Annotated in this window: 28 protein-coding genes; 16 read left to right on the top strand and 12 right to left on the bottom strand. The window is 68.4% G+C overall.

The genetic code is table 11. The features are described from left to right. Positions 1 to 123: 123 nt before the first annotated feature. A complete protein-coding gene (locus E0H45_RS02830; protein ID WP_131334695.1) occupies positions 124 to 1,734 on the bottom strand; it encodes an MDR family MFS transporter in 1,611 nt (536 codons plus the stop codon). Further along, positions 1,731 to 2,330 (bottom strand): MarR family winged helix-turn-helix transcriptional regulator, encoded by a 600-nt coding sequence (locus E0H45_RS02825; RefSeq protein WP_131334694.1) that lies wholly within the window; start codon positions 2,328 to 2,330, stop codon positions 1,731 to 1,733. The genes E0H45_RS02830 and E0H45_RS02825 overlap by 4 nt, the downstream gene beginning before the upstream one ends. A gap of 249 nt (positions 2,331 to 2,579) precedes the next feature. On the opposite strand from E0H45_RS02825, the gene E0H45_RS02820 reads away from it, so the two are divergent. Continuing rightward, complete coding sequence (locus E0H45_RS02820; RefSeq protein WP_131334693.1) at positions 2,580 to 3,353, top strand: CPBP family intramembrane glutamic endopeptidase; 774 nt, start codon at positions 2,580 to 2,582, stop codon at positions 3,351 to 3,353. Further along, positions 3,350 to 4,078: an SDR family oxidoreductase gene (locus tag E0H45_RS02815; protein ID WP_131334692.1), complete on the top strand. Its 729-nt coding sequence runs from the start codon at positions 3,350 to 3,352 to the stop codon at positions 4,076 to 4,078. Before E0H45_RS02820 ends, E0H45_RS02815 begins: the two co-directional genes overlap by 4 nt. Here the strand turns inward: E0H45_RS02815 and E0H45_RS02810 are convergent. Further along, entirely contained in the window at positions 4,060 to 4,641 is a 582-nt protein-coding gene (locus E0H45_RS02810; RefSeq protein ID WP_131334691.1) for a hypothetical protein, read from the bottom strand. The genes E0H45_RS02815 and E0H45_RS02810 overlap by 19 nt on opposite strands. A 56-nt stretch (positions 4,642 to 4,697) precedes the next feature. On the opposite strand from E0H45_RS02810, the gene E0H45_RS02805 reads away from it, so the two are divergent. From E0H45_RS02805 to E0H45_RS02780, 6 genes are all read left to right on the top strand, one after another. Then, entirely contained in the window at positions 4,698 to 5,645 is a 948-nt protein-coding gene (locus E0H45_RS02805) for an ABC transporter ATP-binding protein (protein ID WP_131334690.1), read from the top strand. Between the two features lies 1 nt (position 5,646). Next, positions 5,647 to 6,441 carry an ABC transporter permease gene (locus tag E0H45_RS02800; protein WP_238154765.1) on the top strand — a complete coding sequence of 265 codons (795 nt, stop codon included), beginning with the start codon at positions 5,647 to 5,649 and terminating at the stop codon, positions 6,439 to 6,441. After that, positions 6,441 to 7,244, top strand: coding sequence for an ABC transporter permease (locus E0H45_RS02795; protein ID WP_131334689.1), 804 nt, complete (start codon positions 6,441 to 6,443; stop codon positions 7,242 to 7,244). The genes E0H45_RS02800 and E0H45_RS02795 overlap by 1 nt, the downstream gene beginning before the upstream one ends. A 38-nt stretch (positions 7,245 to 7,282) precedes the next feature. After that, the gene (locus tag E0H45_RS02790) at positions 7,283 to 8,356 is read left to right on the top strand and encodes a hypothetical protein (protein ID WP_131334688.1); all 1,074 of its coding nucleotides are present in this window, start codon (positions 7,283 to 7,285) and stop codon (positions 8,354 to 8,356) included. A gap of 56 nt (positions 8,357 to 8,412) precedes the next feature. After that, positions 8,413 to 9,456 carry a hypothetical protein gene (locus E0H45_RS02785; protein ID WP_131334687.1) on the top strand — a complete coding sequence of 348 codons (1,044 nt, stop codon included), beginning with the start codon at positions 8,413 to 8,415 and terminating at the stop codon, positions 9,454 to 9,456. A 68-nt stretch (positions 9,457 to 9,524) separates the two neighbouring features. Next, the gene (locus E0H45_RS02780) at positions 9,525 to 10,271 is read left to right on the top strand and encodes a hypothetical protein (RefSeq protein ID WP_131334686.1); all 747 of its coding nucleotides are present in this window, start codon (positions 9,525 to 9,527) and stop codon (positions 10,269 to 10,271) included. Here the strand turns inward: E0H45_RS02780 and E0H45_RS02775 are convergent. After that, positions 10,251 to 11,465 carry a phosphotransferase family protein gene (locus E0H45_RS02775; protein ID WP_131334685.1) on the bottom strand — a complete coding sequence of 405 codons (1,215 nt, stop codon included), beginning with the start codon at positions 11,463 to 11,465 and terminating at the stop codon, positions 10,251 to 10,253. The two genes, E0H45_RS02780 and E0H45_RS02775, sit on opposite strands and share 21 nt — an antisense overlap. A gap of 53 nt (positions 11,466 to 11,518) precedes the next feature. On the opposite strand from E0H45_RS02775, the gene ilvA reads away from it, so the two are divergent. Continuing rightward, positions 11,519 to 12,721 (top strand): threonine ammonia-lyase, encoded by a 1,203-nt coding sequence (ilvA, locus tag E0H45_RS02770; RefSeq protein WP_131334684.1) that lies wholly within the window; start codon positions 11,519 to 11,521, stop codon positions 12,719 to 12,721. On the opposite strand, the gene E0H45_RS02765 is transcribed toward ilvA, so the two are convergent. Together E0H45_RS02765 and E0H45_RS02760 are read right to left on the bottom strand one after the other, a co-directional pair. After that, complete coding sequence (locus tag E0H45_RS02765; protein WP_131334683.1) at positions 12,714 to 13,733, bottom strand: alpha/beta fold hydrolase; 1,020 nt, start codon at positions 13,731 to 13,733, stop codon at positions 12,714 to 12,716. The two genes, ilvA and E0H45_RS02765, sit on opposite strands and share 8 nt — an antisense overlap. Beyond that, positions 13,726 to 14,181 carry a MarR family winged helix-turn-helix transcriptional regulator gene (locus tag E0H45_RS02760; protein ID WP_131334682.1) on the bottom strand — a complete coding sequence of 152 codons (456 nt, stop codon included), beginning with the start codon at positions 14,179 to 14,181 and terminating at the stop codon, positions 13,726 to 13,728. The genes E0H45_RS02765 and E0H45_RS02760 overlap by 8 nt, the downstream gene beginning before the upstream one ends. A gap of 118 nt (positions 14,182 to 14,299) precedes the next feature. Here E0H45_RS02760 and E0H45_RS02755 point away from each other — a divergent pair, with 118 nt between their 5' ends. Next, entirely contained in the window at positions 14,300 to 15,763 is a 1,464-nt protein-coding gene (locus tag E0H45_RS02755; protein ID WP_131334681.1) for an MFS transporter, read from the top strand. Between the two features lie 85 nt (positions 15,764 to 15,848). Here the strand turns inward: E0H45_RS02755 and E0H45_RS02750 are convergent, their stop codons facing one another. The 3 genes from E0H45_RS02750 to E0H45_RS02740 form a co-directional block, all read right to left on the bottom strand. Beyond that, positions 15,849 to 16,856 (bottom strand): copper resistance D family protein, encoded by a 1,008-nt coding sequence (locus tag E0H45_RS02750; RefSeq protein ID WP_131334680.1) that lies wholly within the window; start codon positions 16,854 to 16,856, stop codon positions 15,849 to 15,851. Next, positions 16,853 to 17,434 (bottom strand): copper resistance CopC family protein, encoded by a 582-nt coding sequence (locus E0H45_RS02745; protein ID WP_131334679.1) that lies wholly within the window; start codon positions 17,432 to 17,434, stop codon positions 16,853 to 16,855. Before E0H45_RS02745 ends, E0H45_RS02750 begins: the two co-directional genes overlap by 4 nt. 240 nt (positions 17,435 to 17,674) lie before the next feature. Continuing rightward, entirely contained in the window at positions 17,675 to 17,998 is a 324-nt protein-coding gene (locus E0H45_RS02740; RefSeq protein ID WP_131334678.1) for a hypothetical protein, read from the bottom strand. Positions 17,999 to 18,283: 285 nt separating this feature from the next. Between E0H45_RS02740 and E0H45_RS02735 the strand changes: the two genes are divergently transcribed. Then, positions 18,284 to 19,315 (top strand): hypothetical protein, encoded by a 1,032-nt coding sequence (locus tag E0H45_RS02735; protein ID WP_131334677.1) that lies wholly within the window; start codon positions 18,284 to 18,286, stop codon positions 19,313 to 19,315. On the opposite strand, the gene E0H45_RS02730 is transcribed toward E0H45_RS02735, so the two are convergent. Next, a complete protein-coding gene (locus E0H45_RS02730; RefSeq protein ID WP_131334676.1) occupies positions 19,302 to 20,537 on the bottom strand; it encodes an MFS transporter in 1,236 nt (411 codons plus the stop codon). The two genes, E0H45_RS02735 and E0H45_RS02730, sit on opposite strands and share 14 nt — an antisense overlap. A 148-nt stretch (positions 20,538 to 20,685) precedes the next feature. Between E0H45_RS02730 and E0H45_RS43760 the strand changes: the two genes are divergently transcribed. Genes E0H45_RS43760 through E0H45_RS02715 form a run of 3 tightly spaced genes read left to right on the top strand, consistent with a single transcriptional unit; the run spans position 20,686 to position 22,430 of the window. Next, entirely contained in the window at positions 20,686 to 21,354 is a 669-nt protein-coding gene (locus E0H45_RS43760; RefSeq protein WP_131334675.1) for an ATP-binding cassette domain-containing protein, read from the top strand. Positions 21,355 to 21,387: 33 nt separating this feature from the next. After that, positions 21,388 to 22,002, top strand: a complete 615-nt coding sequence (locus E0H45_RS02720; protein ID WP_238154764.1) for a TetR/AcrR family transcriptional regulator — start codon at positions 21,388 to 21,390, stop codon at positions 22,000 to 22,002. Continuing rightward, positions 21,999 to 22,430, top strand: a complete 432-nt coding sequence (locus tag E0H45_RS02715) for a VOC family protein (RefSeq protein ID WP_131334674.1) — start codon at positions 21,999 to 22,001, stop codon at positions 22,428 to 22,430. Before E0H45_RS02720 ends, E0H45_RS02715 begins: the two co-directional genes overlap by 4 nt. Positions 22,431 to 22,493: 63 nt before the next feature. On the opposite strand, the gene greA is transcribed toward E0H45_RS02715, so the two are convergent. Together greA and E0H45_RS02705 are read right to left on the bottom strand one after the other, a co-directional pair. After that, complete coding sequence (gene greA, locus E0H45_RS02710) at positions 22,494 to 23,006, bottom strand: transcription elongation factor GreA (protein WP_131334673.1); 513 nt, start codon at positions 23,004 to 23,006, stop codon at positions 22,494 to 22,496. 208 nt (positions 23,007 to 23,214) lie between these two features. Further along, on the bottom strand, positions 23,215 to 23,643 hold the full coding sequence (locus E0H45_RS02705; RefSeq protein WP_238154763.1) for a DUF4307 domain-containing protein: 429 nt from the start codon (positions 23,641 to 23,643) through the stop codon (positions 23,215 to 23,217). Positions 23,644 to 23,702: 59 nt separating this feature from the next. On the opposite strand from E0H45_RS02705, the gene mca reads away from it, so the two are divergent. Beyond that, complete coding sequence (mca, locus tag E0H45_RS02700; protein ID WP_131334671.1) at positions 23,703 to 24,566, top strand: mycothiol conjugate amidase Mca; 864 nt, start codon at positions 23,703 to 23,705, stop codon at positions 24,564 to 24,566. A gap of 31 nt (positions 24,567 to 24,597) precedes the next feature. Then, positions 24,598 to 24,921 carry a hypothetical protein gene (locus E0H45_RS02695; RefSeq protein WP_131334670.1) on the top strand — a complete coding sequence of 108 codons (324 nt, stop codon included), beginning with the start codon at positions 24,598 to 24,600 and terminating at the stop codon, positions 24,919 to 24,921. The last annotated feature ends 31 nt before the right edge of the window (positions 24,922 to 24,952 follow it).

Raw genomic sequence — 24,952 nt, 5'->3', positions numbered from 1 at the left:
TCCCCGGAGGGGTCAGGCGGACGTCCTGCTCGTGGCCAGCACAAGAACAGCCGCCCTGGGAAGCTTCCCAGGGCGGCTGTCGGGTAGGTCAACCGAAGTTCGGTCTCAGTTCGGTGACGCGCCTCAGTGCATTGCCGCCGCGGCCGACGATTCCAGCGATTCGTCGCCCTCGGCCTTCGGGCCGTCGTTGCGGCCGGCCAGCCGCTGCTCCGGCGTGATGACCGCGAGGATCAGCGCGATCGCCAGGAACGGCAGGGAGACCAGGAACACGTCGCCCATCGCGTCGACCAGACCCTGCAGGGCCCAGCCCTTCATCGGCGGCTTCAGGGCGTGCAGCGCCTGGACGCTGTTCGCCGCCTTGGCCAGTCCGTCGACCATGCCCTGCGCGGCGTTCGGGACGATGTCGGTCAGGTGGTCCTTCAGCCGGGTGGTCAGTACGGCGCCGTAGACCGCCGTACCGATTGCTCCACCCATGGAGCGGAAGAAGGTCATCGACGAGGTCGCCGTGCCCATGTGCTGACGGGGCACGCTGTTCTGCGCCGCGGTGACGGTGATCTGCATCGACAGGCCCAGTCCGGCGCCCATCACGAACATGTAGATCGCCAGCTGCCAGTACGGCGTGGCCATGCTCAGCGTGGACAGCAGCACCATCGCGGCGCCGACCATGACCGCGGAGATGATCGGGTAGATCTTGTACCGACCGGTCTTGCTCATCAGCTGGCCGCTCGGGATCGAGGCGGAGAAGATACCGACGATCATCGGCAGCAGCGCCAGGCCGGAGCGGGTCGGGGACATGTCCTTGACCGCCTGCAGGTACAGCGGCAGGAAGATCAGCGCACCGAACATCGCGAAGCCGAGCAGGAACGCGAACCCGGCGTACCCGGAGAAGATCCGGCCCTTGAACAGGTCCATCGGGATGATCGGCTCGGACACCCGCAGCTCGATCAGCACGAACGCGACGGCCAGCACGACGGACGCGACCAGCAGAGCGATCGTGGTGGTGGTGCCCCAGCCGTTGCTCGGGCCGCTCCAGGAGACGGCCAGCAGCAGCGAGGTGACCGCGGCGGCGACCGTGGAGGCGCCGAGGTAGTCGATCTTGTGCGAACGCTTCACGTGCGGCAGCTTCAGGACCGCGGCGACGATGCCCAGGGCAACCAGGCCGATCGGCAGGTTGATCCAGAAGATCCAGCGCCAGCCGGGACCGTCGGTGAGCAGACCGCCGAGCAGCGGGCCGGCCACCGAGGACAGGCCGAAGACGGCACCGAAGTACCCCATGTACTTACCGCGCTCACGCGGCGGGATCACGTCGCCGATGGTGGCGAACGCGAGCGACATCAGGCCGCCGGCACCCAGACCCTGGACGGCCCGGAAGCCGATCAGCATCTCGATGTTCTGCGACAGTGCGGCCAGCACGGAGCCGACCAGGAAGGTGACGATCGCCGCGATGAACAGCGGCCGCCGGCCGTAGAGGTCGGAGACCTTGCCCCACAGCGGCGTGGAGGCGGTCGAGGTCAGCAAGTACGCCGTGACCACCCAGGACAGCTTGTCCAGGCTGTTGAACTCGCTGACGATCCGCGGCAGCGCCGTACCCACGATGCTCTGGTCGAGGGCGGCGAGGAACATGCCGGCCATCAGTCCACCGAGGACGACCAGGATCTGCTTGTGGGACAGGTAGTTGGGACCACCGTCGGTTGGTGCAGCCCCGCCGGCGGTGGCGGGTTCTGTGGTGCTCATCTGGTGCTCTCCAGGTTGTTGTCGTTGTTCTCGCGGGCAGGGTCGCTGCCGGTCGCGGAGTCTTGGTCGGTACGGCGCTGTGCCGCGGCGGACTGCAGTCGCGGGGCGACCGCGGCCCAGCCCTTGTCGGCCCAGGCGGCGCTGCTGGGGGCTTCGGTGTGGGCGGCGACGCCGTCCGCGAAGCGGGTCATCAGCCGCTCGAAGGTCTGCACGTCCTCCTCGGACCAGCCCTCCATGGCCGCGCTGAGCAGCTCCATCCGGTGCCGGGCACTGGCCTCCCACTGCTCGATGCCCTGCTCGGTGAGCTCGACGCGGAACGCGCGCCCGTCGTCCGGGTCGGGGGAGCGGCGGATGAGTCCGAGCTGCTCCAGGGACCGCACGTGGCGGCTCGCGGTGGAGGCGTCGAGCTCCAGCTTTCCGGCGAGGTCGGACAGCCGCAGGGCGCCGTTGCACCGCAGCGCGAACAGCACGACGTGCGCGCTGTGGTCGAGCGTGTCGCCGGGCTGCTTGGCCTTGAGGCGGCGCCCGATCCGGGTGAACGCGTGCATGACGCCCTCGATGGGGGTCTGTGGGGTGTACGCGTCGTTTACTTGCATGCTGCAAGCATATACATGCTTGCGTGATACACGCAAATGAGTTTCCAAGGTGTTCAAGTGGGTCGCCACTTATTTGCACTCGGTCGTCGGATGATCACTGTCCGCAGTTGAGCGGAGGTGTGGACAGTAAGTCGACGGCCGACGGTGGCGTTTTGTGACGCGGATCGGTGCGAGGTAGTGCTGGCACCACGGCGAAGGGTCGGTCCAGCACCCTCGCCGGTCCGCTGGTCCGGCCAGGAGGCTAGGGCGGTGATCAAGCGGCGGCTGTTGGAGTTCGGTGTCATCTGTCTCGTCCTGACCTGGGTGCCATGGGGCGTGCTCGGCGTACTCGGAGTGGATCCGGATGAGGGTGCAGGCAGTCTCGTGTTCGCGCTGGCGGCGTCGGGGCCGTCGCTGGCCGCGTTGGTGATGTGGCTGCGGTACCGGGAGCGGAGGCGCGTCGTCAGGTGGTCGCTGGTGTGGCCGGTCGCTGCCGTCGTACTCGGTGTGCTGCCGCCGCTCGTGGCGACGGCGGTGATGGGGAACCTGCCGACGTTGCCCGATCACGCCGCTTCGGTGATCTCCGGTGCTGGGGGAGTCCTCGGCGCTGCGGCGTACACCTTCCTGGCTGGGCCGGTGTCGGAGGAGTTCGGGTGGCGTGGGTACGTGCAGCCGCGGCTGCGTGAGTACTTCGGGCCGCTCGGGACGACTGTGGTGCTGGGGGCGGCCTGGGGCGTGTGGCATCTGCCGCTGTACTTCCTGAACGGCACAGGTCAGCACGACGACGGGCTGTTCACGCAGGAGGGGCTGACGTTCTTCCTGGAGCTGTTCCCGCTGACGTTCGTGATGCTGTTCGTCAGCGAGCGCCTGCGAGGTGGCGTGCCGGCCGCGATCCTGCTGCACGCGGCGTGGAACCTCACGGAGGAGCTGGTTCCTCCACTCGGCCAGGGGGTCTGGGTGGAGTTGCTGGTCCTCACCGCGGTCGCTGCGGCGGTGCTGCCATCCTGGACGGCAGTCCGGCGAGATAGAAGGGTGGCGGCATGACGCGGGTTGCGGTGGTTACTGGTGGTGGGTCAGGGCTGGGGCGGGAGATGGCTCTGGCGTTGGCGGGGGCCGGGTTCCAGGTGTGGGTGACCGGGCGGACGGAGGACAAGCTGCGCGAGACGGTCGCGCTCGGCGAGGGCCGGGTCGATCTCGCCGTACTGGATGTGGCCGACGGGGACGCGGTACGGCGGTTCTTCGGGGGGCTCGAGCGGGTCGACGTACTCGTGAACAACGCGGGCACCGGTTCCCCGGCCGCGGCGGTGCAGGACGTGCGGGAGGAGGACTGGCGGCAGGTGGTGGACACCAACCTGACCGGGTCGTTCCTCTGCGCGCAGGCGGCGTACGACGTGATGCTGCGGCAGGACCCGAAGGGCGGGCGGATCATCAACAACGGGTCGATCTCGGCCCACGTACCGCGGCCGCAGGGGATCGCCTACACCGCGAGCAAGCACGCGATCAGCGGTCTGACCAAGGGCCTGGAGCTGGAGGGGCGCGCGCACGGCATCACCGCCTGCCAGATCGACATCGGGAACGCCGCGACCGCGATGACCGCCCGGATGGAACAGGGCGTGCTCCAGCCGGACGGTTCGATCGCGGTCGAGCCGACCTTCGACCCGAAGATCGTCGCCGCCTTCGTAGTCCAGATCGCCGAACTGCCAACGTCCGTCGCGGTCCCGACCCTCACGGTCATGGCAGCCGGAATGCCTTACGTCGGAAGAGGCTGACGGCCGGAGGACCGGATCAGGTCCGCCCAGGCGTCCGGGTCATCTGTCGGCGACGACCAGCCGGGGCTCGTCCACATCGGCCAGTCGCGGGTGTGCTCCCGCAGGCGTTCGCACAGGTCCGTCGGCGGGTCGAACGGCACGCCCAGCCCCAGACAGACGTCGTACGCGTGGAAGATCAGCTCCAGGCCCGCGCGGGGTGGAAAATCCGCCGGTCCGCGGATCTCGACGTGCGGCCGTCGCCAGATCACCGCGCGCGCATCCGGGCCGGCCTCGCGGACCACTGCGACCAGGATCCTCGTGGCGGTCTGCAATGCCTCGACAAGAACCGAGGGAGACGCGTCCGGGCCTGGTGTGCCGATCCCGTACGCCGGGTAGCTGTCCAGCTTCCGTGATGCCAGAAAGACAGCCGGGGCGATCACGGTGTCCACGGTGTGATCGGCCGTCGTTAGACAGTTCCACGTCAAGCCGCCGGCCGGGGCCGACCAGTCCCGGTCGATGCCGTCCTGCCAGGCGCTGACCGTCAGGTCGCTCAGCTGCCGGAGATCGTCAACAGTGAATGCCATCCCGCCTGCCCAAAACGACAAGAAAACTGTCCGGAGGTGCGTCTAGTGTCAGGCAGGTGAGTGAGCAGCGGGAGTCTTTGGTTCATGTTCGTGGGCTGCGCAAGTCGTACGGCGACTTCGAGGCGGTTCGCGGGATCGACCTGGACGTGTGGCGGGGTGAGGCCTTCGGGTTCCTCGGGCCGAACGGTGCGGGCAAGTCGTCGACGATGCGGATGATCGGCGCGGTCTCACCGATCAGCGGCGGAACGCTCGAGATTCTCGGCCTGGACCCGGCCACCGACGGGCCGTCGATCCGCGCCCGGCTCGGCGTCTGCCCGCAGGACGACACTCTCGACACCGAGCTCTCCGTCCGGGAGAACCTGACGATCTACGGGCGGTACTTCGGTCTCAGCCGGGCCGAGTGCCGCGAGCGCGCGGACGAGCTGCTCGAGTTCGTCGCGCTGACCGAGAAGGCGAAGGTCAAGGTCGACGAGCTGTCCGGCGGGATGAAGCGCCGGCTGACGATCGCGCGCTCGCTGGTCAGCAAACCCGACCTGTTGCTGCTGGACGAGCCGACCACAGGACTCGACCCGCAAGCCCGGCATCTGTTGTGGGACAAGCTGTTCCGGCTCAAACAGGCCGGCGTCACGCTGATCATCACCACGCACTACATGGACGAGGCCGAGCAGTTGTGCGACCGGCTCGTGGTGATGGACGGCGGCCTGATCGCGGCCGAGGGATCCCCGGCCGAGCTGATCCGCGACTACTCGACACGTGAGGTGACCGAGCTGCGATTCGGGCCGGACGTGATGCTTGCCGACCACGACGCCCTGGCCGGCAAGGTCGAGGACCTCGCCCAGCGCGTCGAAGTACTGCCGGACCGGCTGCTGCTCTACACCGACGACGGCGAGCGCGCGGTCGCCGCCGTCCACGAGCGCGGCCTGGAGCCGGCCGCCGTCCTGGTACGCCGTTCCACTCTCGAAGACGTGTTCTTGAGATTGACCGGCCGGACGTTGGTGGACTGACATGGCAGTGCACATGACCGGCGCGGTGGAGAACGGTCGCCGGATGTTCGACTACTGGCTGACCGTCTACAAGCGGACCTGGAAGGGCACGATGATCAGCAGCTTCCTGCTGCCGATGCTCTACCTGGCCGCGATGGGGATCGGGCTCGGGTCGTTCGTGGACAGCAACGGGACCGGTGCGCTCGGCGGGGTCAGCTACCTGCAGTTCATCGCGCCGGGGCTGCTGGCGTCCACCGCGATGCAGATCGCGGTCGGCGAGGCGACGTACCCGGTGATGAGTGGGCTGAAGTGGCAGAAGTTCTACCACTCGATGATCGCGACGCCGCTGCGGCCGGCGGACGTGGTCTACGGGCAGCTAGGGTTCATCGCGTTCCGGGTGTTCACGTCGTGCGCGGTCTTCTTGGTGATCATCACGTTGTTCGGCGGGCTGAAGTCACCGCTCGGCGTGCTCGGGTTGCCGGTGGCTCTGCTGCTCGGGATGGCGGTCGCCGGTCCGATCGCGGCGTACGCCACGGTCCTGGACAACGACTCCGGTTTCGCGATGGTCTTCCGGTTCGGCGTGGTGCCGGCGTTCCTGTTCTCCGGGGCGTTCTTCCCGGTCTCGCAACTGCCGGATTGGATCGAGTGGCTGGCGTACGTGAGTCCGCTGTGGCACGCGGTCGACCTGTCCCGCAGCCTCAGCCTCGGCACCGTGAACCCGTTGCTGGCCCTCGGCAACATCGTCTACCTGCTGGCGTGGTTCCTCGTCGGCACCCGCCTTGCCGTCCGCGGCTTCACAAGGAAGCTGATCGGCTGATGGCGACCATTGCAGCCCGGGTCATCCCGGTCCCGGTTCGGCTCGGTGGTGGGCGGCACATCGTCGAGCGGAACTTCCTGCTCTACCGGCGGTCGTGGGTGGTGTTCCTCTCCGGCTTCTTCGAGCCGGTGTTCTACCTGCTCTCGATCGGCATCGGCGTCGCCCACCTGGTCGGCGACTTCACCCTGTCCGACGGCACGAAGATCGCGTACGCCGCGTTCGTCGCGCCGGCGATGCTCGCCAGCTCCGCGATGAACGGTGCGATCTTCGACTCGACGTACAACATCTTCTTCCGGATGAAGTACGCCAAGCTCTACGACTCGATGCTCGCGACGCCGCTGCGGCCGTGGGACGTCGCCACCGGCGAGGTCACCTGGGCGCTGCTGCGCGGAGGCATCTACTCGGCGATGTTCATCGTGGTGATGCTGATCATGGGGCTGATCTCGTCGTGGTGGGCGCTGCTCGCGCTGCCGGCCGCGGTGCTGATCGGGTTCGCGTTCGCAGGCGCCGGGATGGCGCTGACCACGTTCATGCGCAGCTGGCAGGACTTCGAGTTCGTGCAGCTGGCGATCATGCCGATGTTCCTGTTCTCGGCCACGTTCTACCCGGTCGAGACCTATCCCGGCGCGATCCGCTGGCTGGTCGAGATCACCCCGCTCTACCAAGGCGTCGTCCTGGAACGTGCCTTCAGCACAGGCAACGTCAGCTGGTTCCTCCTGATCCACGCCCTCTACCTGGCAGCCATGGGCACCCTCGGCATGTACGTCGCTTCACGCCGCCTCGGCAAGTTGCTCCTGAAGTAGTCGGAACCACAACACCCCAAGCGCCCGTCGGAGCTGGCATGGACATGTCCTTCCGCGATCTCGTGCGGGCGCCGAAAGTCGAGTTGCCCGGTGGGTCGGCGCGGTGGGTCGAAGAGTCGTTCCGGCTGCTCACCGATCATTTCGGCACCGACCCGCTCCGGCGGCCGGCCGTCGTACCGGGTGAGTTCGTGCCGGCCGGGTACGACGGGTCGGAGGCGGCTGCCCGCGACGTATGCCTGAAGGTGAGCGAGCGGATGGGTATCCCGTCCGAGCGGATCCGGTTCAGCTTCCAGCTGGAGAAGGTCGTCGAGGCCGGTCAGTTGCTCGGCGCCACGATCGTCGACGCGTACGTCGCGCAGACCCATCCCGCGCTCCGCGGCGCGGCGCCGGAGGACATCGCCGCCGTACGGAAGTACTCACGGTTGCTCGGCGCAACGTCCGACGACCGGTTGGAAGAGCTGCTGGAGGACGACGGGCTGCTGCCCGAGATCCAGCGGTTCGCCTTCCTCGACTTCCTCACCGAGCTCGTCCGCTGCCGGGAAATCGCGGCCGAGCCGGACCCGGCGCGACAGGCCGAGCTCGAGCAACAGCCGGATCGCCCGGACCCTGAGGCGGCCGCAACCGAGTCGTCGGCGGCCGGGCGCTGGACGGACCTGACCTACTGCCTGCCCGGTGTCGAATTGCTCCCCGGATACACCGCGGTGATGCTCGGCTCCGACATCCTCACCGACCCGACCGTGCTGATCGCGACCGCTTCGCACGAACTCGGCCACCAGGTCCTCATGTCCTCCGACGTGCCCGGCGGCGCCGGTCCGCTTCGCGAGCCGCTGACCGACCTGTACGCCGTACTGCACGGGTTCGGGATCGCCCACGCGAACGCCGCGCTCGACGAGACCACGCTCGGCACGCCGACCGTCGAAACCTTCGGCTACCTCGGCGAACGAGCAGTGGCCGAAGCGCTTGCCGTGTACAGATTCCAGCAGCACCAGTTGGTCCGCGACGGACCGCTTCTCCCGGCGTGGCATCAGGCTCTCGATCCGGATCCGCGGGCCCGTTTCGTGTCCCGTCTTGACGAGCTGGTCGGCGGTCCGCCGACCGTGTTGGGTTGGTGATCCAGCTGCAACATTCCTGATGGAACGGGCGTTCGGGCGACCGCGTCAGTTCTGGTATGAATCTGATCGGTGCTTGGCGGCGCCGGCAACGACACCGAGAACAGCTGTACGGACCGAAGGTCCTGCTGCCCGGTGGGCCGGAGCAGTGGATCGAGGACTCGCTGGACTGGCTGATCGGCCGGTTCGGGGTCGAGCCGCTTCGCCGGCGGCCGGTGCTGCCCAGCGAATTCGTGCCTGTCGGGTACGACGGCTCCGAGCGCGCGGCGCGCGAACTCTGTCTGCAGGTGTGCGCGTGGATGGAGGTACCCGACGACCGGATCCGGTTCAGCTTCCGGATGGAACAGGTCCGCGCCGCCGCCCGCAGCGCGGCCGTGCACCGGCTGAATGCCGAGCAGGGCAGCGACCTGATCGCGATCTCGGGGCTGCGGGCAACGATGACGTCGGCCGAGGTGGACGCGCTGGCCGTTGCCGGGTTCGCGCCCGAGATCAGCGTGCTGGCCGAGCGCGAGCTGCAGGCCGAGCTGAAACGCAGTACGGCGATCCTCCAGGAGACCGACCCGGACCGCCGGGCCGAGCTGTGCCGGCGCGCCGAGGCGATCTGGTCGACGCCGGCCGGCAGCGGATCGCGGGCGGCCTGGCTGGACCTGCGGACCGGCGGCATCGAGGGGACCGCGGTGATGCTGTCGGCAACCACTCTGGCCGACCCGGCCGCGGTGGTTGCCGCCACTGCTCATGAACTCGGGCACGAGGTGCTCTGGGGGTATCACCTGATCGACCGGAGGCGGGTCGACGCCGAGGCGCTGACCGATCTGTTCGCGGTGTTCCACGGGTTCGGGATCTTCCTCGCCAATCAGGCGGTCGAGCGGGTCCCCGGACGGCGTTCGGCGTTGCAGACGCTCGGGTACCTGGGCGAGCGCGGTGCCTCCGACGCGCTGGCGGCGTACTGCTTCCGCCGGCACCTGTTGTGGCCGGAATCGATCCTGCCGGTGATGCCGACCGAGGTCGACCGGGCGGTCCGGATCCGGACCTTCGCCCGGCTCGCGTCGCTGGTGAAGGACGCCGAGATTGCGTCGATCCAGGAAGGCGCACCGCTGACCTGATGTCAATGTCCGGTGACGCTGTGGAACCGAGAGGTTTGCCGCGGCGTCGGACAGGCATGATCCGGCGGGTGAGGAATCCGATCGGAATGATCCGCCGCAGTCAGCAGCTACGGTCCCAGCTGAAGGCGCCCCGCGAACGGTTGCCGGGCGGCAGCCGGCGCTGGATCCGTACGTCGATGGACTGGCTGGTGGCCGAGTTCGGCCGGGACGTCCTGCTCCGCCCGATCGCGGTGCCGGCCGACCTGATCCCGGACGGGTACGACGCCAGCGTGGCCGCCGCGACCGAGCTGTGCGGCCGGGTCGACAACCGGATGGATCTCCGGCCCGGCCAGTGCGGGCTGAGCTTCGAGCTGAACGGCGTACGACGCCCGGTCGGTGGACTCGTGGTGAAGGAACAGTCCGGGCGGTGGATCCGCGGGAACGGCCGGAACCAGATCGAGCTCGCGCCGGCGCTGACGGCCGATCCGGTCGCGCTGATCGCGATCTACGCCCATGAGGTCGGCCACGAGCTGCTGCTCGGCAGCGGCCGGATCTCGCTGACGCGCCGGCCGGACCACGAGCCGCTCACCGACCTGATCACGGTGTTCTACGGACTCGGGATCTTCACCGCGAACGCGGCGTACGAGCGCCGCCCCCGGCCGAACGGGCGCGGCAAGCAGCCGCTCGCGCGCGGGTACCTGCGCGAGGCCGCACTGGCCGAAGCGCTCGCGCACTACGCGAAACTTCGCGGCGAGCGGCATCCGGAATGGGACCGGTACCTCGACCCGCCCGTCCGCCGCGGCCTGCGCAACCAGCTAGCGATCCTGCACCGCTAACAACTTCTGCAGCCAGTTCGCGCCGCCGCGGAACATGGAGTTCTTGCTCGGCCCGGACAGGTGGTCGACGAGGTGCAGGTAGGTGATCGTCTGGTAGAGCGTGCCGAGCTCTTCGGCGAGCGTCAGCGCGCGTCGCAGCTCGGACGGGGCGGCGTACTCAGCCCACTCGTTCAGATACGCGTCCAGCACGCGTGGATCGCTCGACAGCGGCGACCGCGTCTCCACGAACGTCACCCAATCCAGGAACGGGTGTGCCAGCGCCGCATCCGTCCAGTCGAAAGCGAACACCTGGCCGTCGCGTACCGCCAGGTTCCGCGGGTGCAGATCGCCGTGCAGCAATGTCTCCGGTACGCCGATCTCCGCCAGCTCGACGATTGCCTCGCGCAACTGTTTCGCGCGCTCCGGCAACCCGGACAGTTCTGTCGGGTCGAGCTGTGCCGTCAGCGAGTTCGGTTCGAGCAGGCGATCCAGCTCGGCGTCGAGGACGGCGAGCCGTCGGTCGGCGCAGCCGTACTCCAGCAGCCGCTCGGGTTCCGTGACATAGCTGCGCTGCAACCGGGCATGGTTGCGCACGGCATCGATCCACACCGCGACGTCGCTCTCGCCCTCCAACGGCGAGCCGAGGTCGGGCAGTAGCATCCACGCGCGCTGCTCGTCGATCGCCAACGGCGCCGGCACCGCTCCGGGACGGTCGGCGGAGGCGCGCTGCAGGAACAGCGGTTCATTCGCGAACAGGAACGGCAACGCGTCCGGCTCGGTCGACGCCTGTGAGAGCGCCTTGAAGTACACGTCGCCGTCGGCGGTCGGGATGCGCAGGACGTTCGACAGGCCCCACGACTTCACCTGCGACCACGGGCCGGTCGCCTTCAGACGCTCAGCGATCCACTGCGGCGCTTCGCCGTACCACTCCGGGCGCGTCCAGGCGGGTAGGTCGGATGAGCTCACGGGGTGGTCGTGCACCCAGCGCGTGCCGGCCGGCGGCTCGCCGCTCGGGAGCATCAGGTAGGTGAGCGGATCGTTCGAAAGACAGGTGAGTACGACGGCCTCAATGCCGTGCTGGTCCCGCAGCGCTTGCAGCACCGCCTCGACATCCGGGAACCAGAAGTCGTCCGATTGCTCGACCTGGGGGAGCCCCGACGGCAGCATCAGGACCGCCTGGTCGGACGGACGCACCACGACAGCCGTAACCTTCACCTGCTGAAGCGTATGTACCGGACGCAACTGCTTTTCCTGCTTATGGTGATGCCGTGATCGATGCCAGGGATGTTGCGCGGGCGGCCGATCTGCTGCACAACGTGGTCGCGCCGACGCCGTTGGAGTACTCGCGGTGGTTGAGCGATCTGGTCGGCGGCGACGTGTTCCTCAAGTGCGAGAACCTGCAGCGGACCGGGTCGTTCAAGCTGCGTGGGGCGTACGTGCGGATGGCGCGCCTCTCGAAGGCCGAGCGCCGTCGCGGCGTCGTTGCGGCGAGTGCCGGCAACCATGCGCAGGGCGTTGCCCTGGCGGCGCAGTTGCTCGGCATCAAAGCCACGGTGTTCATGCCGCACGGCGCCCCGATCCCGAAGGAGAAGGCGACCCGGGCGTACGGCGCGGAGATCCACTTCGCCGGTACGTCGATCGACGACTGCCTGATCGCGGCGCGCGCCTTCGAGGCCGAGACCGGGGCGGTGCTGATCCATCCGTTCGACCATCCCGACATCGTGGCGGGGCAGGCGACGACAGGACTCGAGATCGTCGAGCAGTGCCCACAGGTACGAACGGTCGTCGTACCGACCGGTGGCGGTGGCCTGCTGGCCGGGATCGCGGCGGCGATGCAGCGGGACGGGATGCCGGTCGAGCTTGTCGGCGTACAGGCGGCCGGCGCGGCGGCGTACCCGGCCTCACTGGCCGCGGGGGAGCCGGTCCAGCTGGAGCAGATGACGACGATGGCGGACGGGATCGCGGTCGGTCTGCCGGGGCAGGTGCCGTTCGAGACGGTGCAGCGGTACGTCGGTGAGGTGCGGACCGTCGGCGAGGACTCGTTGTCGAAGGCGCTGTTGCTGGTGCTCGAACGCGCGAAGCTGGTGGTCGAACCGGCGGGTGCCGCCGCGGTGGCCGCCGTCCTCGACGAGCCGAGGCGGTTCAAGCCGCCGGTCGTGGTCGTGCTGTCCGGCGGCAATATCGACCCGGTGCTGCTGATGCGGGTGATCCAGCACGGCATGGCCGCGGCCGGACGGTATCTCTCGCTGCGCGTGCGGATCCCGGACACGCCCGGCGGGCTGGCCACGCTGCTGACCCGGATCGCCGCTCTGGACGCGAACCTCATCGAGGTCGTGCACGAGCGCATCTCGGCAACCCTCAGCCTGGAAGAGGTCGAGGTCGCCCTGCAACTGGAGCTTCGCGGCGAGGACCACCGCGATCGCCTGCTCGCCGGCCTCACCGCCAACGGCTACACGTACACGCTCAACTGACCAGCGGGCGCACGTAGGTCAGAAGACTGACCAGGAACTTTCCCGGCTCCTCCCAGGGCGCCAGGTGGGCCGAGTGCTCGAACCAGACGGCCCGCTTGTACGGCGCTTCGACCGCTGCGATCCACTCCGCGGGAGGCTGCGCCGGTGTCGTGTAGTCGTGCCGCCCGAGGAACATCAGCACCGGGATCGGGAACTGCGTCACGCCTGTGTAGTCGACGGCCAGCATCTCGTCGAGCACCCGACTCAACGTGAACTCGTTGCCCTCGCCAATGGTTTCGGTGTCCTCGGCCGTGTATTCCGGCGACAACTCGGGCGCCCCGAAGAAGTACTGGGAGTCGTCGCGGTACGCCGACAGTCCGCCGCGGTACTGCGCCCACTGCCGGGCGATGATGATCCGCTCGCGGGTGACCGGCTCGTCACCCGGGTACGGAGCGATCGACGCGAGCTGCTCGAGCGCTTCGGTGTGGTTGTGTTCGCGCGCCTGGTCGAGCGCGTACTCGAAACACAGCCGCTCGTTGGCGCGGGCGTCGACGACCTGCCCGACCCCGACGTACGCGTGGAACAGATCGGGCCGGTCGAGCGCGGCCTGGGTGGCGATGATGGTGCCCCAGCTGTGGCCGATCAGGATCACCTTCCGGACGCCGTACCGCTCCCGGACCTGCTCGGCGAGCTCGATCGCGTCAGCGACGTACCGCGCGATCGTGAGCGTGTCCGCGATGGATTCGGGCTCGACCGTGCGCAGCGTGCGTCCGGCGCCCCGTTGGTCGTAGGTGACGACCGTGAAGTACTCCTCGATCGGCCGCTGGAACTGCCAGGCCGTCGGAGCGAGTGGCGACGCCGGTCCGCCGTGGACGAACAGGATCACGGGGTTGGAGCGGTCCTGACCGCGGGCGTAGACCCAGTGGTCGACGCCGCCGGCGGGCAGCTGGAAGTTCTCCTGGACGCCGTTCGGCGTCACGATCCGGTGCAGGTCTGCGATGACCTCGCGTGCTTCGTCGTACGCCTCAGGCATCCACCGAGGGTACGGGTTCACAGGTCTTCACCAGGGGTGCGTGAAGTCGCTGGGACAGCACCTGGCGCTGGGTTGGCTGGGCCTCGGTCTGGCGCCGGAGGCCTTCGTCGGTCAGCCGGACGTTCACGGCGCGGCGGTCCTCGGGGCACATGTGCCGCTCGACCAGGCCGGCGACCTCCAGGCGGCCGATCACGCGGGACAGCGCGCTCTGGCTCAGGTGCACGGACTTGGCGATCGTCGCCACCTTCGCAGACTGCTCCGGCAGCTCCGCGAGCCGCTCGAGCACCTCGTACTCACTCATCCCGAGTGCATGACCGGCCTGCAGCGCCCGGTCCAGGGCGCAGGTCAGGTCCGCGTGGCGAGCCAGCAGCTCGCGCCATTCCCTGACGTCTGCACTGGCATCGGCGCCGGTCTCACCAGGTCCAGCGCTGACCTTCGTAACGGTCATGTCGGTGACCATAGCATGCACGCGCATTCAATGCAAACGCATTTAATGCCTAGACATTAGATGCACACGCATGCAATAGTCTCTCCTCGTGACTACGCAAACCACATCACCAGCCCGTATGACTTGGGATGCGCGCCTCTGGGGAGCGCTCCTGGTGGTCTGCGGCGTGATCTTCCTCGACGGCCTGGACGTGTCCATGGTCGGTATGTCCCTGCCGTCCATCGGCGCCGACCTCGGCGTCTCCCTTGCCTCTCTCCAGTGGGTCGTGACCGGCTACGTGCTCGGGTACGGCGGCCTGCTGCTGCTCGGCGGCCGTACCGCCGACCTGCTCGGCCGGCGCCGGGTCTTCCTGATCGCCCTCGCGGTCTTCGCCCTGGTCTCGATGCTGAGCTCACTGGCGACCAACCCCGAACTGCTCATCGCTGCGCGGTTCGTGAAGGGCATCGCCGCGGCGTTCACCGCCCCGGCCGCACTCTCGATCATCACCACCACCTTCCACGAGGGCCCGGATCGCAACCGCGCCCTCAGCATCTTCACCACCTGCGCCGCCAGCGGCTTCTCGATGGGCCTGATCCTCGGCGGCGCGCTGACCGAGGTCGGCTGGCGCTGGACCTTCCTGATGCCCGGCCCGGTCGCCCTGATCGTGCTGCTGTTCGCGATCAAGCTGATCCCGAACAGCCCGCGGGAGGAGTCCACCGGCGGGTACGACGTACCTGGTGCGGTCACGGTGACCGCGGGCATGCTGTCCCTGGTCTACGCGGTCGTCGGCGCCGAGCAGGCCGGCTGGGCCTCGGTGCAGACCATCGGCCTGTTCGTCCTCGCCGCCGTACTGCTGGCCGGCTTCGTGGCGATCGAGCTGCGCACCAAGCACCCACTGGTCCGGCTCGGCATCCTGCGTAACGCGTCGCTGCGGCGCGCGAACCTGGCCATCCTGACCGTCTTCGGTTCGTACGTCGCCTTCCAGCTGATCGGCACCATGTACCTGCAGAACCTGCTGGGCTGGTCGTCGTTCGAGACCGCGCTCGGGTTCCTCCCGGCCGGACTGCTGGTCGCCACGCTGTCCCCGAACGTCGGCAAGATCGTCGACCGGGTGGGCACCGAGAAGATGATCATCGTCGCGATGGCGCTGTTCGTCGCCGGGTACGCACTCTCGTTGCGGATCGGCCCGGAGTCGGCGTACTTCTCGACCGTGTTCCCGACCATCATGCTGCTCGGTCTCGGGTTCGCGATCGGGTTCCCGTCGCTGAACATCCAGGCCGTGTCCGGGGTCCCGGACCACGAGCAGGGGCTGGCCTCCGGTCTGTTCAACACCTCCAACCAGGTGGGTGGCGCGGTGGTCCTCGCGATCGTGACCGCGGTGATCAGCGGCCAGACCGTCGGCGTCACCGCGCCGACCGGGGTGCTGTCGGCGTACAAGTCCGGCCTCGGCGTCGTGACGGGGATTGCGGCCCTCGGCCTGGTCATCGCACTGACCGGTCTCCACGGCCTCCGGGCCCGTCGGGCCGCCGAAGAAGAAGAGGCTGCCGAGTTGGCCGCCGTACAGAACGAGCTGGCGGCGGAGGAGATGACGCCGGCGGCATGACAACAACCAGCTCTCCATGGGCTGTGCGGTTATAGAGAGCGCAGCGCGGGTCCAGGACTACTCTCCTGGGCCCGCACTGCTGTGTTCACAGCGGTCTGGCCAGCACAGTGGCGAGCGCGATGGCCACGGCCATCACCGTGAGTTCGACGGTCGCCAGTGTGGCGAGGGCGGACCTCTCCTCACGGCGTACGGCCGGCAAGAGGATCTGACGGATCGCACCGCCGGTCGCGGCCAGGATCATCAGAGCTGCGAGCTTGCCGAGCACCAGCCAGCCCGCAGGGGTCTCGAGTAACGCGTGGAGTAATACGGACAGGTGTGGGGTCAGGTCCTTCGTCAGACGTGGTCCCGCGAGCAGTACGCCGGTGAGCCCGACCGTGGCGATCGCTCCACCAGCAACGGTCGAGAACCGCGGCAGGACCAGGGCCAAAGCGGAACGGTTGCCGGCGACAAGCGCGGTGACTAGTGCGAGCCCACCGACCCAAAGGCTCACCGCGCACATGTGGGCGGTGATCGCGGGCGTGGTGATCCAGGGAGCCTCACTCTGCGAAGCGTGCCCTGTGACCGGTACGGCGATCAGTCCGGCAAGTGCTGCGGCGAGGCCGAGCGCCGGTCTGCGTTTGACGGCGGCCAGCGTGTACGCGCCCGCGGCGACAACGGTCACCACGAGCGCCGTACCCGAGGAGACGTCGACGACGTACGACGCCATGCCTGCGAACGGCATCTTCGAGCCGGACTGCGAGATCGCCGCTGCCTGGAGCCACCACGTCGTCGTGGTGGCCGTGACCCAGGCGGTGCCGGAGGCGATGCCGATGATCCGGGCGCGGCCGGCAATGGCGCCGTACCGCTCCCGGCCCTGGGCGCCGAGAAGCAGGAGCAGCAGTACGGCGCCGACGGCGAGGATTGACGTTGCGTTGGTGACGAAGCGGGCGACCGGGGTGGTGTAGAGGATGCCCGGACTGGTCGTGATCAGGCCTGGCTCGGGCGTCGGACGGGTGACGACGATGGACCAGGCCAGAGCCGCCGTGCTCAGGGTGGCGATCGCCCCGACGACGACCGGGCGCCGTGCCTTGAGGGACGGGACGGCGACATTCATCGCTGGTCCCTGACGACCGCTTCGGGTGGAGCGGTCAGATCGGATCGCCAGCGCCGGAAGCCACGCACCAGGAACAGGACGACCGCGAGCTCGGCGAACCACAGCCACGCCGGTACGCCGTCGGTCGGCAGCACCATCGCGTTCGCGGCCCGCGAACCGGGATCGGGCCGGTCGAGGGTGATCGTGATGTGGCCGGCGATCGGGTGGCCGTCGCCGGAGATCACCCGGTAGCTGATCGTGTAGACGCCGGCGGTGCCGAGCCGGTCGCAGGTGGCGTGCAGTGTCTGGCCCTCGATCCGCACCGAGCGGGCGGGGTGGCGGTTCCCGTCGGGCCCGGTCACCAGGACCGCGTCCCAGCCGGGGACCGGTTGCAGGGTCTGGTCGAACGTGAAGGCGAGCGCGGACGGGGTGGACGTGAGCCGGGCGCCGTTGGCCGGCGTACTCGCGGAGAGCTTGCTGTGGGCGGCGGCGGGGACGGCCGGTGCGAGGGTCAGGGCGGCGGTGAACGTGACGACGGCGAGTAGCGGTGCGCAGTTCCGCCGCAGTGCAAAGAGCCAGGACGTCATGGGCAAAGACATCCGGATCCTCCTGTCGGAGAAATATCGGAAAATGTTCTATTAAATGCAGATCGGTCATTGTGCCGTAACAATTCCGGAGCCCTGGGAAATGCGGTCGAAACCTCTCGGGGTTACTTTTGAGGTGTGAGGACGAATCGGCCCCGGATGTGGATCGCCCGTGGTCGCGGGGGAGGTTCCGCGGCCACGGGCGATCGGGGTGCCGCGGCGCCGGTCATGCGAGCCGGCGCCGCAGCCGGTGGATCAGTGGTCGTGCCCGTGACCGGTGCCGTCGTCGACGGACTTGTGGCCGGAGAGGGTGAGCGACACGACGTTCACGCCGACCGGGACCACGTGGCTGGTCGTGTAGCCGAGCGGGTTCTCCACTGCGGGGTACAGGCCGAGCGCCTCGTCGTCCACGTGCAGCTGGACCTGGTCGGTGGCGTAGTCGACCGCGTCGCCGACGTTCGCGACCGGGGTGGGGTGCTCGTGCGCCGACGCGGTGGTGGCGGTCAGGGCAGCGCCGCCGGCGGCCAGCGCGAGGCTCGCGAGCGGCAGGGTGATCAGGCGGGACCTCAAATTGGGCATGACGAATTCTCCTTGCGGGAGGGTGGGACAAAATCGGTCGTCGTTGACCGGTGAAATGGTGCGGCGGCGGCGCCCGATGGCCAGTCAATGCGTCGCTTGAAATGAATGTATTGAATCCGCCGGGCGAACCACAAGCAATTCGTGGTTTTTTGCTCACGGAACGAAACGAACGCTGCTTCGTCAAGCTCCGGCGTCCTCCGGCGGGCCGTTGTTCAGGGTGCGGGCCGGCAGGGTTCGGGGCGATCCCCGATTGGTTTCGACCCGGCGGGGTGCTGGACTGGTGGCATGAGCAACCAGAGCTACGACGAGAAGGTCAAGGACATCCTGGACCGCGTCGCCAAGGGGCACCTCTCGACCGAAGAGGCCACCACCCTGATCGCCGCCCTCAAGACCGACCCTTCCGAGGCTGCCGGGACGGCAGAGCCGGCGGCTGAAGCTCCGGTTGCTGACGACGGGGACGCAGCGTCCGAGGGTAAGCCGCCGTGGCCCTGGCCGTCGGGCGACGACGTACCGTCCCCCACCGTGTGGGCCGACGCCGTCGATTCGCCGGCAGCGGCCGATGCCGCGGGTGCCCGGCACGCCGCCGAATCTGTGCAGGACACCGTGCAGGACGCTGTGCCTGCGGACGTGGTCGAGGCTGACGCGGAGGAGGAGCCGGTCGAGGAGCAGCACAGCAACGTGCCGATTCCGTCCGGGGTGCAGCGGGTGACCGTGCGGGCGATCGGGCGGCGGGTGCGGCTGATCGGTGAGCCGGCCGTGAACGGTGTCGCGGTCGACGGTCCGCACGTGATCAAGCGCGACGGCGACACGCTCGCGATCAGCAGCGAAGGCGACATGGGCGTCTCGATCGACGGCTTCAGCATGCTGCGCAACCCCACCGACCTGAAGGCCCACGTCAACGGCCTCGCCAAGGAGCTGTCGATCCGCGTCAACCCGAACCTCCAGGTCGAGGTCGAGGTCACCGGCGGCAGCGTGAACGCCGAGCGGCTGCCCGGCCTGACCCGGGTCCGCGTCACCGCCGGTACGGCGAAGGTCGCCGACGTCGACGGCCCGATCGACGTCCTCGTCCAGGCGGGTTCGGCCAGTCTCGACGCCCAGATCACCAAGGGCCGCTCCCGCGTCCGCGTCGAGTCCGGTACGGCGCAGGTCGTGCTGCGCCGCGGCTCCGACGTACACGTCCACACCGAGTCCCAGCTCGGCCGCGTGACCTGGAGCGGCGCCGTCTCGGGCCAGTCCAAGGACGTGGAGATCGGCCGCGGCCGCGCCGCCCTCGACGTAGAGGTCCTGGTAGGCACCGCCCAAATCACCTCGGACTGACCTCCTCGGCGGGGATCGTGCGCAGCGTGCGAATGGGGGAGAGGTAGAGGAAGGCGTTTCCGGCCAGGGTGCCTAGGCCTGCTATCCACAGGGTGGTGTGCAGGCCGAACGCTGTGCCGAGCGCGCCGCCCAGGAGGCTGCCGATGGGAGCGGCGCCCCAGCTGACGAAGCTCATGGTGGCGCTCATGCGGCCCTGCAGGTCCGGTGGACAGAGGCGTTGCTGCGTGCTGACCTGCAGGATGTAGCTGACGATGATGCAGAAGCCGGCGAGCAGCGTGCCGACGACGAACCAGCTCACCATCCAGCCCGGTGCGGTCAGTGCCTGCACCGTGAACGCGACGCCGATACCCGTCGACGACAGCAGCAGCGTGCGCGCATCGCCGTACCGGGTGCTGAGCTTTTCGGTAACGGCGGAGGCGACGATCGCGCCGAGGAGGCCGATCATGCTGAGGACGCCGATGGTGGCCGGCTGCAGATGGACGCCGCGCACCAGATAGACGACCATGATCGCGCCGGCGGCGGCCTGGAAGAGCATGGTCGTCATCGTGTTGAGCGCGAGCGGCCGCAGCAGCGGATGTTTGAAGACGTAGCGCATGCCTTCGCCGATCTCGCGGCGCAGGTTCGGCAGTTCCGGCTTCACCGGCTCCGCCTCAGGTGCCCGGATGGAGCGGAGCCAGAGCGCTGACCACAGGAAGCTGAGCGCGTCCAGGCCGATCGTCAGCCCCGCACCGAGCCATTGGACGAGCAGTCCGCTCGCACCGGCGCCGATGACCGCGGCGATCGAGTGGTTCGCGGCCAGTTTGGCGTTGCCCGGCAGCAGGCGGTCCTGCTCAAGGAGCCGCGGCAGGTACGACGTGTGCGCGACGTCGAACAGGACCGTGAGGATCCCGGCCGGGACGAGTACGACGTACACCTGCGTGAGGGTGAGTACGTCGAACCACCAGGCGATCGGGATCGACGCGAAGAGGAGCGCCCGGAGCAGGTCGGCGTACACGAGGACCGGGCGGCAGCGGATCCGGTCGGCCCAGGCGCCCGCGAACAGGCCGAGGACGAGCCACGCGGCGGTCTCGCAGGTCCTGAGCAGCGACACCTGGAGCGTCGAGGCGTTGAGGGTGAGTACGGCGAGCAGCGGGATCGCGCCCATGCTCAGGCGGGACCCGAGCTGACTGAGCAGGTCGGCGGCCCACAGCCGGCGGAAATCGGGGTGGCGAAGGATGCCCATTCCGCGACCGTAGAACCAAACTTGAGCCGTGTCGACTCAACTGTCAAGAAAGTTGAGTTGACCCTACTCAATATAATTCGGGAGTGAAATTGTCGGCGTTCTCGGGCAGGATGGTGGCCTGCGTCACATCCAGAAGGGGGACGTTCGGATGGCTGCAATCGAGGCAACCGGCCTCGTCAAGACGTTCAAGGGCAGAAAAACGACAGTCAAGGCGCTCGACGGGATCGATCTCGACGTGCCGGAAGGGACCGTCCTCGGCCTCCTCGGGCCGAACGGGGCGGGCAAGACCACCACGGTGCGGGTGCTCACGACGCTGATGGAGCCGGACGCCGGCTCCGCCCGGGTGCTCGGCCATGACGTGGTGACCGAGGCGGACACGGTCCGGTCGCTGGTCGGGCTGTCGGGGCAGTACGCCGCGGTCGACGAACTGCTCACCGGCCGGGAGAACCTGTGGATGTTCGGCCGGTTCGCGTTCGCGATGCTCTGGGTCGGCGCGCTGATCGGGCTGTCCGTGGGCGGACCCGAGGTGGCCTCGTCGGCGGGGCTGATCTGGCTGTTCCCGCTGACGTTCCTGTCGAACGCGTTCGTACCGACCCCGCAGTTGCCGAGCGCCTTGCAGCAGATCGCCGAGTGGAACCCGATCTCGTCGATCGTCGCGGCCTGCCGGCACCTGTTCGGCAACCCGTCCCCGTTCGCCAGCCCCGACGGCTTCCCGGCCCAGCACCCGGTCTGGCTGTCCCTGATCTGGTGCGTGGCGATCATCGTCGTGTTCGCGCCGCTCGCGGTCCGTAAGTACCGGAGTGCCACTGGGCATTGACAAGACTTATACAGCGTGCAAATAATCCGAACTGTGTTAAAGAGTTCGGACGGTGACTGGCGCGCGGCCCGCCGGGCCAATGCCCGGGCGGCCGTGCTGGAGGCCGCCTGGGGCCTGGTGCGGGACGACGGGCTGGCCGCGCTGTCGTTGCGCGAGCTGGCCAAGCGCGCCGGGATCACCACGCCGACGCTGTATGCGTACTTCGAGTCCAAGAACGCGATCCTGGACGCGATGTTCGCGCAGGCCGCGCAGTCGTTCGTGGAGCTGATGAGATCGTTGCCGGCGAGCGACGATCCGGTGGCGGACATGATCGCCTCGGTGCGCAACTTCGCCGACTTCTGCGTGTCCGACGTACCGAGGTACCAACTGTTGTTCCAGCACTCGGTTCCCGGCTTCACGCCGTCGCCCGAGTCGTACGGGATCGCCGTCAGTGCACTCGCGCTGGCCCGCGACCTCCTCGCACGCAACGGCGTGCACGATCCACGGCACCTCGACATCTGGACCGCCATCACCGCCGGCCTGGTCGACCAGCAGATCGCCAACGACCCGGGCGGCGACCGGTGGACCGGTCTCATCGAGGACGTGACCGAGATGTTCCTCGCTCACTACGCGCGCGGGGAATCCACGGAGTACAAGGGGGAATCATGACCGCTGTCACGCAGCCCAGACTCCATCATCTGGCTCTCACCGTGACCGACCTCGAGTCGAGCGTCGAGTGGTACGGCGAGGTGTTCGGCGTCCATCCGGTGCTCGACGTACCGCACCAAGGCGGTGTCGGCCGCATCCTCGCCGACGACGACCGTCAGCTGATGATCGCCCTGCACCGGCACGACACCAACGACGGCGCCCTGTGCAACGAAACCGTCACCGGCCTCGACCACGCAGGCTTCGCCGTCGGCTCCCGCGCCGACCTCGAACAGTGGCAGGACCACCTCGAGGCCCACGGCGTAGTCCGCGCGGACACCGCCGACAAGCCGCTCACCCAGTCCCCGATCGCCGACGAGCCCTACGCCTCGGTGCTCGTCTTCCGCGACCAGGACAACATCCAACTAGAACTCTTCGCCCCGAACCACTGAGCCCCACCGGGGGAACGAGAAGCGCCCCGGTGGGATCCACCGGGGCGCGAGCTGTGGTGGGGGTCAGCCGGTGAAGGGTTCCGCGCCGACGATCTCGACGGTCACGTCCTTGCCGTTCGGGGCCTCGTAGGTGGCCTTGTCGCCCTTCTTCTTGCCAAGGATCGCGGCGCCCAGTGGAGACTGCGGCGAGTAGACGTCGATGTCGACCGACGCGTCCAGGGCGAGCAGTTCGCGGGAGCCGAGCAGGAACGTCTCGACGTCGTCGTCACCGGCGAACTTGATGGACACCTTCATGCCGGGCTCGATCTTGCCGCCGGCCTTCGGGGTCTCGCCGACCCGGGCCCGGCGGAGCATGTCCTCCAGCTGCCGGATCCGCGCCTCGATCTTGCCCTGCTCGTCCTTGGCGGCGTGGTAGCCGCCGTTCTCCTTGAGGTCGCCCTCGTCCCTGGCCTCGCTGATCCGCTGGGTGATCTCGGCACGGGCGGGGCCCTTGAGGTGCTCGAGCTCGGACTTCAGCTGGTCGTAACCGTCCTGCGTCAGCCAGACAACGCTGTCCTCGTCGATCTTCTGCGTCACGGGCTGCTCCTTGTGTCGGTGGATGGGCAGGAAAATACTGCTGGCCGCCGTCGTCGACGGCGACCAATCAAACGAGCCTAGCAAGAGACCGCCGAATACGCAGGGGCTCCAGCCGGTCACAAAGGCTTGGAAAACGTTTGCCGCCGAGGAATTCGGACCGCAGCGGCAATCGGTTGCCGCATCAGGTACGTCGGGCGCCGGGCCGGCGTCAGCGGGGGCGGTGCTGGTCTGCCGTCGTACAGCCGACCAGGACGACCGAGGTTGCTGAGCGTTGCGTTGTCAGGGTTACCGGGAGGACCTGGTGACGGGGTGCGTCGGCCGGGACTGTGACCGTTACCTCGCCGACGATCGAGAAGTCCGCGGACTTCGCCTGGAGCCGGCAGTTCGCCTCCACCGACTTGCTGCGGTCGACCTTCAGCGTCGCCTTCGCACTCGTCGCCGAGACGATCTCGAATCCCTGCAGTTGCGAGGTCACCGGCGGGTTCGACTGCACCCAGGCCACCCAGATCAGCCAGGTCAGACCGGCCAGGACGACCACGCCCACGGCGCCGATCAGCAGCGGCCGCCGGGACCGCCCGCCGCGGCCGTAGCGGGCGTTCAGATCGGAGGCCGGAGTGGCGGCAGAAGACTCGGTCACAAGGGTGTCCAGGGGGTCGGTCGTGGGTTTTCGCATGCGTTGGAGGACCATTGTGTCTTGTGAGTGGAGATCTTCGGTTGTTGCATGTGCACGCCCACCCGGACGACGAGTCGAGCAAGGGCGCCGCGTCGACCGCCCGGTACGTCGCTGACGGCGTGGAGGTGATGGTCGCCACGTGTACCGGTGGGGAACGCGGATCGATCCTGAATCCGAAGATGGACCGCCCGGAGGTGCTGGCGAACATCACCGAGATCCGCCGCAAGGAGATGGACTCGGCGCGCGAGATCCTCGGGATCCGGCAGGAGTGGCTGGGCTGGGTGGACTCCGGTTTCCCGGAGGGCGATCCGCTGCCGCCGCTCCCGGAGGGCTGCTTCGCGGCGCAGAAGGTCGAGGACGCCGCCGCCCCGCTGGTGAAGCTGATCCGCGAGTTCCGCCCGCAGGTCGTCACGACGTACGACGAGAACGGCGGCTACCCGCACCCGGACCACGTCATGTGCCACACGATCACCGTCGCCGCGTTCGAGGCGGCGGGGGACAAGGACGCGTACCCGGAGCTCGGTGAGCCGTGGCAGCCGCTCAAGCTGTACTACCACCACACGTTCCACTACGAGCGGATGAAGGCGCTGCACGACGGCATGCTCGCGCGCGGCCTGGAATCGCCGTACGCCGAGCGCCTGAAGGACTGGAAGCCGGACCCGGAGAACGAGCGCCGCATCACCACCCGGGTCGAGTGCGCACAGTACTTCGAGGTGCGGGACAAGGCGCTGCTCGCGCACGCCACCCAGATCGACCCGGACGGTGCGTGGTTCGCCGTACCGCTGGAGGTACATCAGGCGGCCTGGCCGACCGAGGACTACGAGTTGGCGCGCAGTCTGGTCGAGTCCGAGCTGCCCGAGGACGATCTGTTCGCGGGGCTGCACTGACGGGGGCTGCGGACAATGAGAGAATGGTGGCGTGACAGCGATGATCTCCCTTCAGACGGCCGAGATCGACCCCAACGTCGTGAAGCCGGGATGGGTCGCGCTGCTCATCGTGCTGGCTCTCGGTGCCGCCACGGTGCTGCTGTGGCGCAACATGGCCAAGCAGCTGAAGCGGATCGACTTCGATCGCGATGGTGCGGACGACCCAGCACCGTCCGACGGCCCAGCGAGTCCGGTCGACTCGCAGTCCCCGGCTGGCGATGCGGAGCCGAAGACTTCGGACCCGACCCCGACCCCGACCCCGACTTCGGACCCGACCTCGGCCCCGAATGACTCCAAGGAACACTCTGAGCACTGACTTGATGTCAGTGCTGTCACCGATTCCTGGG

Origin of the sequence: Kribbella soli (assembly GCF_004331345.1) — a bacterium.
Classification (GTDB): Bacteria; Actinomycetota; Actinomycetes; order Propionibacteriales; family Kribbellaceae; genus Kribbella; species Kribbella soli.
The sequence above is the reverse complement of the archived record's forward strand: the minus strand, read 5'-3'. Positions and strand labels throughout refer to the sequence as shown.

What these genes read in the sequence shown, in the direction of transcription:
- E0H45_RS02830 (WP_131334695.1), bottom strand. Translation starts at nt 1,734, where the DNA reads ATGAGCACCACAGAACCCGCCACCGCCGGCGGGGCTGCACCAACCGAC.
- E0H45_RS02795 (WP_131334689.1), top strand. Translation starts at nt 6,441, where the DNA reads ATGGCGACCATTGCAGCCCGGGTCATCCCGGTCCCGGTTCGGCTCGGT.
- E0H45_RS02825 (WP_131334694.1), bottom strand. Translation starts at nt 2,330, where the DNA reads ATGCAAGTAAACGACGCGTACACCCCACAGACCCCCATCGAGGGCGTC.
- E0H45_RS02800 (WP_238154765.1), top strand. Translation starts at nt 5,647, where the DNA reads ATGGCAGTGCACATGACCGGCGCGGTGGAGAACGGTCGCCGGATGTTC.
- E0H45_RS02760 (WP_131334682.1), bottom strand. Translation starts at nt 14,181, where the DNA reads ATGACCGTTACGAAGGTCAGCGCTGGACCTGGTGAGACCGGCGCCGAT.
- E0H45_RS02730 (WP_131334676.1), bottom strand. Translation starts at nt 20,537, where the DNA reads ATGGGCATCCTTCGCCACCCCGATTTCCGCCGGCTGTGGGCCGCCGAC.
- E0H45_RS02790 (WP_131334688.1), top strand. Translation starts at nt 7,283, where the DNA reads ATGGACATGTCCTTCCGCGATCTCGTGCGGGCGCCGAAAGTCGAGTTG.
- E0H45_RS02740 (WP_131334678.1), bottom strand. Translation starts at nt 17,998, where the DNA reads ATGCCCAATTTGAGGTCCCGCCTGATCACCCTGCCGCTCGCGAGCCTC.
- E0H45_RS02755 (WP_131334681.1), top strand. Translation starts at nt 14,300, where the DNA reads ATGACTTGGGATGCGCGCCTCTGGGGAGCGCTCCTGGTGGTCTGCGGC.
- E0H45_RS02745 (WP_131334679.1), bottom strand. Translation starts at nt 17,434, where the DNA reads ATGTCTTTGCCCATGACGTCCTGGCTCTTTGCACTGCGGCGGAACTGC.
- E0H45_RS02785 (WP_131334687.1), top strand. Translation starts at nt 8,413, where the DNA reads ATGAATCTGATCGGTGCTTGGCGGCGCCGGCAACGACACCGAGAACAG.
- E0H45_RS02810 (WP_131334691.1), bottom strand. Translation starts at nt 4,641, where the DNA reads ATGGCATTCACTGTTGACGATCTCCGGCAGCTGAGCGACCTGACGGTC.
- E0H45_RS02750 (WP_131334680.1), bottom strand. Translation starts at nt 16,856, where the DNA reads ATGAATGTCGCCGTCCCGTCCCTCAAGGCACGGCGCCCGGTCGTCGTC.
- E0H45_RS02735 (WP_131334677.1), top strand. Translation starts at nt 18,284, where the DNA reads ATGAGCAACCAGAGCTACGACGAGAAGGTCAAGGACATCCTGGACCGC.
- E0H45_RS02765 (WP_131334683.1), bottom strand. Translation starts at nt 13,733, where the DNA reads ATGCCTGAGGCGTACGACGAAGCACGCGAGGTCATCGCAGACCTGCAC.
- E0H45_RS02815 (WP_131334692.1), top strand. Translation starts at nt 3,350, where the DNA reads ATGACGCGGGTTGCGGTGGTTACTGGTGGTGGGTCAGGGCTGGGGCGG.
- E0H45_RS02715 (WP_131334674.1), top strand. Translation starts at nt 21,999, where the DNA reads ATGACCGCTGTCACGCAGCCCAGACTCCATCATCTGGCTCTCACCGTG.
- E0H45_RS43760 (WP_131334675.1), top strand. Translation starts at nt 20,686, where the DNA reads ATGGCTGCAATCGAGGCAACCGGCCTCGTCAAGACGTTCAAGGGCAGA.